Origin of the sequence: Streptococcus sp. 23.2, assembly GCF_016648665.1 — a bacterium.
Lineage (GTDB): Bacteria > Bacillota > Bacilli > Lactobacillales > Streptococcaceae > Streptococcus > Streptococcus salivarius_E.
Window position 1 is genome coordinate 1 of the sequence record NZ_JACLQJ010000029.1, and the last position, 7,085, is coordinate 7,085.

General features: G+C 40.8%; 2 protein-coding genes. Both read left to right on the top strand.

Translation table 11 applies throughout. From position 1 onward, the window contains the following. Positions 1–610 (top strand): LPXTG cell wall anchor domain-containing protein (locus tag H7T98_RS10030; protein WP_201035992.1); only part of this gene is annotated, 610 nt, incomplete at its 5' end. Between the two features lie 466 nt (positions 611–1,076). Beyond that, positions 1,077–6,980 carry a ZmpA/ZmpB/ZmpC family metallo-endopeptidase gene (locus H7T98_RS10035; protein ID WP_201061835.1) on the top strand — a complete coding sequence of 1,968 codons (5,904 nt, stop codon included), beginning with the start codon at positions 1,077–1,079 and terminating at the stop codon, positions 6,978–6,980. Positions 6,981–7,085: the final 105 nt, after the last annotated feature.

The window sequence follows — 7,085 nt, forward strand, 5'->3', positions numbered from 1 at the left end:
TTCTGTCACTGCAACAGATGATGCAGGCAACACCTCTAACCCAACATCAGTGACTGTAGGTAAGGGAACTGATACGATAGCGCCAGACGCACCAGTAGTGAATACTGATCTTACAGGTAAGGCGGGCACTCGTACTCCAATCGATGTTATTGCAGAACCAGGTTCTAAGGTTGAATTGTTCGATAAAGACGGCAATAAGATTGGTGAAGCGACAGCTGATGAAACAGGTCTCGCAGTGGTAGTTCCAACAGTTAACATTCCAGAAGGTAGCGTGACAGCTAGAGCGACAGACCTAGCAGGTAACGTTTCAGGAGCTAGTGCTCCAATGTTTGCCACAACAAGTGGAACAGTAGATTCCTTCAACAATGGTAAGGGTTCTGAGAATACTCCAACAGTTGTTAAACCATCACTAAATGGTAAAGTTGAGTCATCAACAACTTTAGCTAATCATATGAACCTTAAAGCAAGAGCAAACATTTCATCAACTGAAAAAGATGCTTCTACACTTCCAGAAACAGGAGACGAAGTATCTATCGGTGGCGTAGTCCTTGGTGGAATTCTTGCGGCAGCTGGACTTGGTTTAGTAGGAAAACGCAAAAAAGAAGACTAAAATAGTTAATAGGTTAAATCCCTCAATATAGTTAGTTAGACTATTTCAGTTTTCGAAAAAGAGACTCATCCCATAAGGGGTGGGTCTCTTTTGTGTCTATTGAACGATGATTTTTACTTACATTAAAATATTAGATATAAAATTGAATAAGAGAGATTAGCCCAATTATTTTTCTTTTGAATTATTAGTATTTTGAATTTCAATAGAATATTTTTACAAATGTTAGAGTCTTTATAATTATTTATATGAAAAGGCTTTAGAGGTTTTCATGAAAGAAAAGTATGGTTGCTAAATAATTATTTATATTGATTAAAAATTAGAGAAAATACTTGCCTAAAGATTAAAAAAAGGATATGATAGATTTCGGAAGAAGGATAATAAATGTATAGAGTGCGTGTTTTTCAGTAACGTCTTCGTTTTTGAAGTGCCTTTGGGGTACAACGATTAACATATAGGAAGATTATGAATGAAACAAGCAAATCATGTTTTTGAAAAAGTGACAAAATACGCCATTCGTAAATTGTCAGTTGGTGTCGGGCCAGTTGCTATCGGAACATTCTTGTTAGCAGGTGGTCTTTTCGTGTCTAAGCCAGTTTCGGCGGATCAGATTACTACGGATGCTTCGGTACATATGGCCTATGTTACTGAAAATGAATTGACAGCTGAAGAGCAGAAGCAAGTGATTCATGCTATTCCAAAGGAATATCAAAATGATGATACTTTTTATCTGGTCTATAAACGTAAGGGAGACAGTCAAGCTACTCTTCCTCAGACAGGTAGTTCTGACTGGGCCGCAACAGGTTTAGGGCTGACAACAGCAACTTTGGCTGTGCTCCTATTTTCAAAAAAACACCGCAAAAAGATTATTGGATTGGTCTTGATTGGAGCAGCAGGGCAAAGTTTACTTGTCCCTCTTGAGGTTCTTGCTTTGCAAAATAAGGAGTTACAGGCATATAATCAGACTCTGACTGTCTCAGATGAGGCGGATCTAGCTAAAGGTGTTATTACAATCGATGGTTATGAGTATGTCGGCTATCTTCGTTACTCGGCTAAGCCTGAACTTGAACAACCTTTGGAGAATACTTTGAAAGGACTTGAGCCATCAAGAGAAGATAAAAACACAGCAAGCCGGGATGAAATAGATAAAGAAATCAGTTGGAAAAAAGGAACTCAGGAGCCAGGTCATGAGGGCGAAGCTCTAGTTCAACCTGCTAATCCAGAGTACACTGGACCAATTAGCGCTAAAGGTACGCAAGAATCAGGTCATGAAGGTGAAGCAGCTGTTCAACCTGCTAATCCACAGTATACGGGCCCAATCAGTGCTAACGGCACACAAGAAGTTGGCCATGAGGGTGAGGCAGTGGTTCAACCCGCCAATCCAGAATATACTGGTGTTATCAGTGCTAACGGTACGCAAGAGGTTGGTCACGAAGGCGAGGCAGTTGTTCAACCTGCTAACCCAGAGTACACCGGTTCAATCAGTAGCGATACTACAAGTGCCAATGGTACCCAGGAAGTTGGTCATGAGGGAGAAGCGTGGGTTCAACCTACCGCTCCAGAATATACGGGCCCAATCAGTGCTAACGGCACACAAGAAGTTGGCCATGAGGGTGAAGCTGTGGTTCAACCAGCGGCTCCAGAATATACTGGTCCAATCAGTGCTAATGGCACACAAGAAGTTGGCCACGAAGGCGAGGCAGCTGTCCAACCAGATAATCCAGAGTACACTGGACCAATCAGTGCCAATGGAACACAAGAATCAGGCCACGAAGGTGAGGCCCTTGTTCAACCTGAGAATCCTGTTCATACCCCAGTTGTCGGCAGTATCACAGAGACTGAAACGCAAGCCATCGATTATCCTATCGAAGTGATTACGGATGATAACAAGTATATGGATGAAGAAGTTGTCGAACAAGAGGGTAAAAAAGGTAGCCAAGAAATCCAGAAAATTTACCAAACCATTGATGGTGTCAAGGTTGGTGAGCCGACTATTGTGTCAGGTAAGGTTATTGAGGTGCCACAACCTAGAAAAATCCGTCGTGGTAGCAAGCCTCTAGATGGCACAACGACGGAGGAGTCCATTGTAGAGCTTCCATTTAAAGAAATTGTCCAAGAAGATGATAGTCTAGAAAAAGGCACATTGAAAGTTGTCCAAGAAGGTCAAAAAGGCCAAAATATAATCACCAAGGTTTATAAGACTTACAAGGGTAACAAGACTGCTGAAGAGCCAACTGTCACTGAAACCGTGCTAGTTCCTGTCCAAGATCGTATCGTTCGCAAAGGGGCTAAGATATCAGAAAAACCAGTTCTTACACTGACACAGATTGACAAGGATGACTTGGGTCGAAGTGCCAAGCTTAGCTACCAATTGACTAATCCAGGTTCAGTAGCCATCACGACTATTAAAGCGGTACTTAAGAAAGATGGACAAGTTGTCCAAACGCTTGATGTTCCTAGCACGACCTTGACTGCTGATTTAACAAACTTAGACTATTACAAGCCGTATACACTTACAACAACCATGACCTTTGATCGTGGCAATGGTGAGGAAAGTCAGGTCCTGGCAGACCAAACCATCCAACTTGATCTCAAGAAAGTTGAGCTTAAAGATTTTGCCCGTACGGATTTGATTAAGTATGACAATCAAACAGAAGTGGATGAAACCCGTCTGACAGCTGTACCTCAAGACCTTACGAATTATTACTTGAAGATGACTTCGGCAGATCAGAAAACAACTTACTTGGCTGTCAAGTCTATCGAAGAGACAACAGTTGATGGTAAGGCGGTTTATAAGGTAACTGCAGAAGCGGACAATTTGGTGCAACGTGATGGCCAAAATCATTTTGCTCAAACTTATAGCTACTACATTGAGAAACCGAAAGCTAGTCAAGCCAATGTTTACTATGATTTTGCTGAGTTGGTCAATGCCATTCAGGCTAATCCATCAGGTGAATTTAGACTGGGTCAAAGTATGAGTGCTCGTCACGTTGTTCCAAACGGCAAATCATACATTACGACCGAATTTACTGGTAAGTTGATTAGTGATGGTGACAAACGTTTTGCCATCTATGATTTGGAACACCCATTGTTCGATGTTATCAATGGGGGAACCATTAAGAATATCAACTTTGAAAATGTAGACATCAATCGCCCTGGTCAGAATCAAATAGCAGCAGTTGGATTTAACCTTAAAAACAAAGGTTTGATTGAAGATGTTAAGGTGACTGGTTCAGTTACTGGTAATAATGACGTTGCGGGGATTGTCAATAAGATTGATGAAGATGGCAAGATTGAAAATGTCGCCTTTATCGGTAAGATTAACTCTGTTGGTAATAACTCGACAGTTGGTGGGATTGCTGGCTCAAACTACATGGGATTTGTTAACAGAGCTTATGTGGATGCGACTATTACGGCCAATAATGCCAATGCAAGTATGCTGGTACCATATGTCACCTACATGCTTAATAGCTGGAAGTCTGGAACTAAGGCAAGGGTAACAAATTCAGTAGCCAAAGGTGTTCTTGATGTTAAAAACACAAGATATGTCGGTGGTATTGTTGCCAAGACTTGGCCTTACGGAGCTGTTCAAGACAACGTGACCTATGCCAAGGTAGTTAAAGGTCAAGAAATCTTTGCATCTAATGATGTTGATGACGAAGATGGTGGACCTTATATCAAAGACCTCTTTGGGGTTATCGGCTATAGTTCTGCCGAAGATGGCACTGGTAGAGATACCAAGAGTCCGAAAAAACTCAAACATTTGACTAAGGAAGAAGCTGACAAGCGTGTTGAAGGCTACAAAATAACGGCTGATACATTTGTCAGCGAACCTTACGCGTTGAATACTCTTAATAATGTTTCTAGTCAAGCTGATTTTGCCAATATTCAAGACTATAATCCAGAATACAACCAGGCTTATAAGAATATTGAGAAACTTCAACCGTTCTATAACAAGGATTATATTGTCTATCAAGCAAACAAACTGGCTAAAAACCATAACTTGAATACCAAAGATGTACTCTCAGTGACACCAATGAAAGACAGTAATTTTGTCACAGACTTAAGCGATGCTAACAAGATTATTGTTCACTATGCTGATGGTACTAAAGACTACTTCAAGCTTTCAGATAGTTCAGAAGGTTTGAGCAACGTTAAGGAGTACACTGTTACTGATTTGGGTATCAAGTACACTCCGAATATTGTCCAAAAAGATCACTCAAGTCTTATTAATGGTATTGTTGATATCCTTAAAACGATTGAGTTGCAGTCTGATCCAATTTACCAAAAACTTGGTCGTACCGGTCCAAATAGAGTAAATGCCATTAAGAACCTCTTCTTGGAAGAAAGCTTTGAGGCTGTTAAAGCTAATTTGACTAACCTTGTGACTAAGCTGGTTGAAAATGAGGATCACCAGCTTAACCAATCACCTGCCGCTCAACAAATGATTCTTGATAAGGTCGAGAAAAATAAGGCTGCTCTCTTGCTAGGTTTAACCTATTTGAATCGTTATTACGGTGTTAAGTTTGATGATGTCAATATCAAAGAAATCATGCTCTTCAAGCCAGACTTCTATGGTAAAAATGTGGATGTCCTTGACCGTTTGATTGAGATTGGCTCTAAGGAAAATAATATCAGTGGATCAAGAACATATGATGCTTTTGGTGAAGTTCTAGCGAAATATACTAAATCTGGAGATTTAAATGGTTTCCTAAACTATAATAGAGAATTGTTCACTAATATCGACAATATGAATGATTGGTTCATCGATGCCACTAAGGACAAGGTCTATGTTGTAGAGAAAGCTTCGCAAAATGAAGGTGTCGGTGAGCACAAGTATCGTGCTTACGATAACTTAACACGTGGCCTACACAGAAAAATGATTCTGCCATTATTGAATCTTGATAAAACAGAGATGTTCTTGATTTCAACCTATGACACCATGTCATATGGAACAGCTAACAAGTACAATACGACTCTTGAGAAACTGAAACCTGAGATTGATCTAGCTGCCCAACGTCAAATCAACTACCTTGATTTCTGGCATAGATTGGCTACAGACAAAGTTAAAAACAGATTGTTCAAAGATATTGTCAATCCTGTCTGGGAAGGTTTCTATGTCTGGGGTCATGGTTGGCCAGGTTGGCCAGAGCGCTACGGTCAATTTAAAGACAGTACAGAAGTCTATGCGCCAATCCGTGAAATCTATGGTCCAGTTGGTGAGTACTATGGAGACAACGGAGCTATGGCCGGTGCCTATGCTGCTATCTATGACAATGCCTTTGATAATCGTGCCAAAGTTACTTTCGTCATGTCTAACATGATTAGTGAGTACGGTGCTTCGGCCTTTACGCATGAAACGACCCACATCAATGACCGTATTGCTTACTTTGGAGATTATGGTCGTCGTGAAGGAACAGACGTTGAAGCATATGCCCAAGGTCTTCTTCAATCACCAGCTACTCAAGGTCATCAAGGTGAATACGGCGCCTTAGGACTTAACATGGCCTTTGAAAGAGAAAACGACGGTAATCAGTGGTATAACACTAATCCAAACAAGTTGAACTCACGTGAAGCCATCGACCGTTACATGAAGGGCTACAACGATACCCTCATGCTTCTTGACTCACTTGAAGGGGAAGCGGTCCTCAGTCAAGGAAATCAAGAGCTCAATAACGCATGGTTCAAGAAGGTAGATAAACAGCTACGAGGTAACAGTAAAAATCAATACGACAAGGTTCGTGCTCTAAGTGATAGTGAAAAGGCTATTAACTTGACCTCTATTGATGACCTTGTGGACAATAACTTCATGACCAATCGTGGTCCAGGAAATGGTGTCTATAAACCAGATGATTTCTCTTCTGCTTATGTCAATGTTCCTATGATGTCTGCCATCTATGGAGGAAATACCAGCGAGGGTTCTCCTGGTGCCATGTCCTTCAAGCATAATACCTTCAGACTCTGGGGTTACTATGGCTATGAAAAAGGCTTCCTAGGTTATGCGACTAACAAGTATAAACAAGAAGCAAAAGCGGCTGGTAAGGACACCCTTGGAGACGACTTTATCATTAGCAAGATTTCTGATGGTCAGTTCAACTCACTAGAAGCCTTCAAGAAGGCCTACTTCAAAGAAGTGAAAGACAAAGCGTCACATGGTTTGACGACAGTTACAATTGACGGCACAACAGTAAGCTCTTACGATGATTTATTAGCCTTGTTTAAGGCTGCAGTAGCAAAAGATGCTGCAAGTATTAAAACAGATAATAACGGTAATAAATCAGTGTCAACAAGCCATACGACGAAACTCAAAGAAGCTGTCTATAAGAAACTCCTACAAGAGACAGATAGTTTCACAAGTTCTATTTTCAAATAATAGATGAAAGAATCCCCTTTGGCGAAAATGAACTGCACCCCAAAAGTTAGACAGAAAAAATCTAACTTTTGAGGTGTTTTTATTATGAAATTAACTTATGAGGAC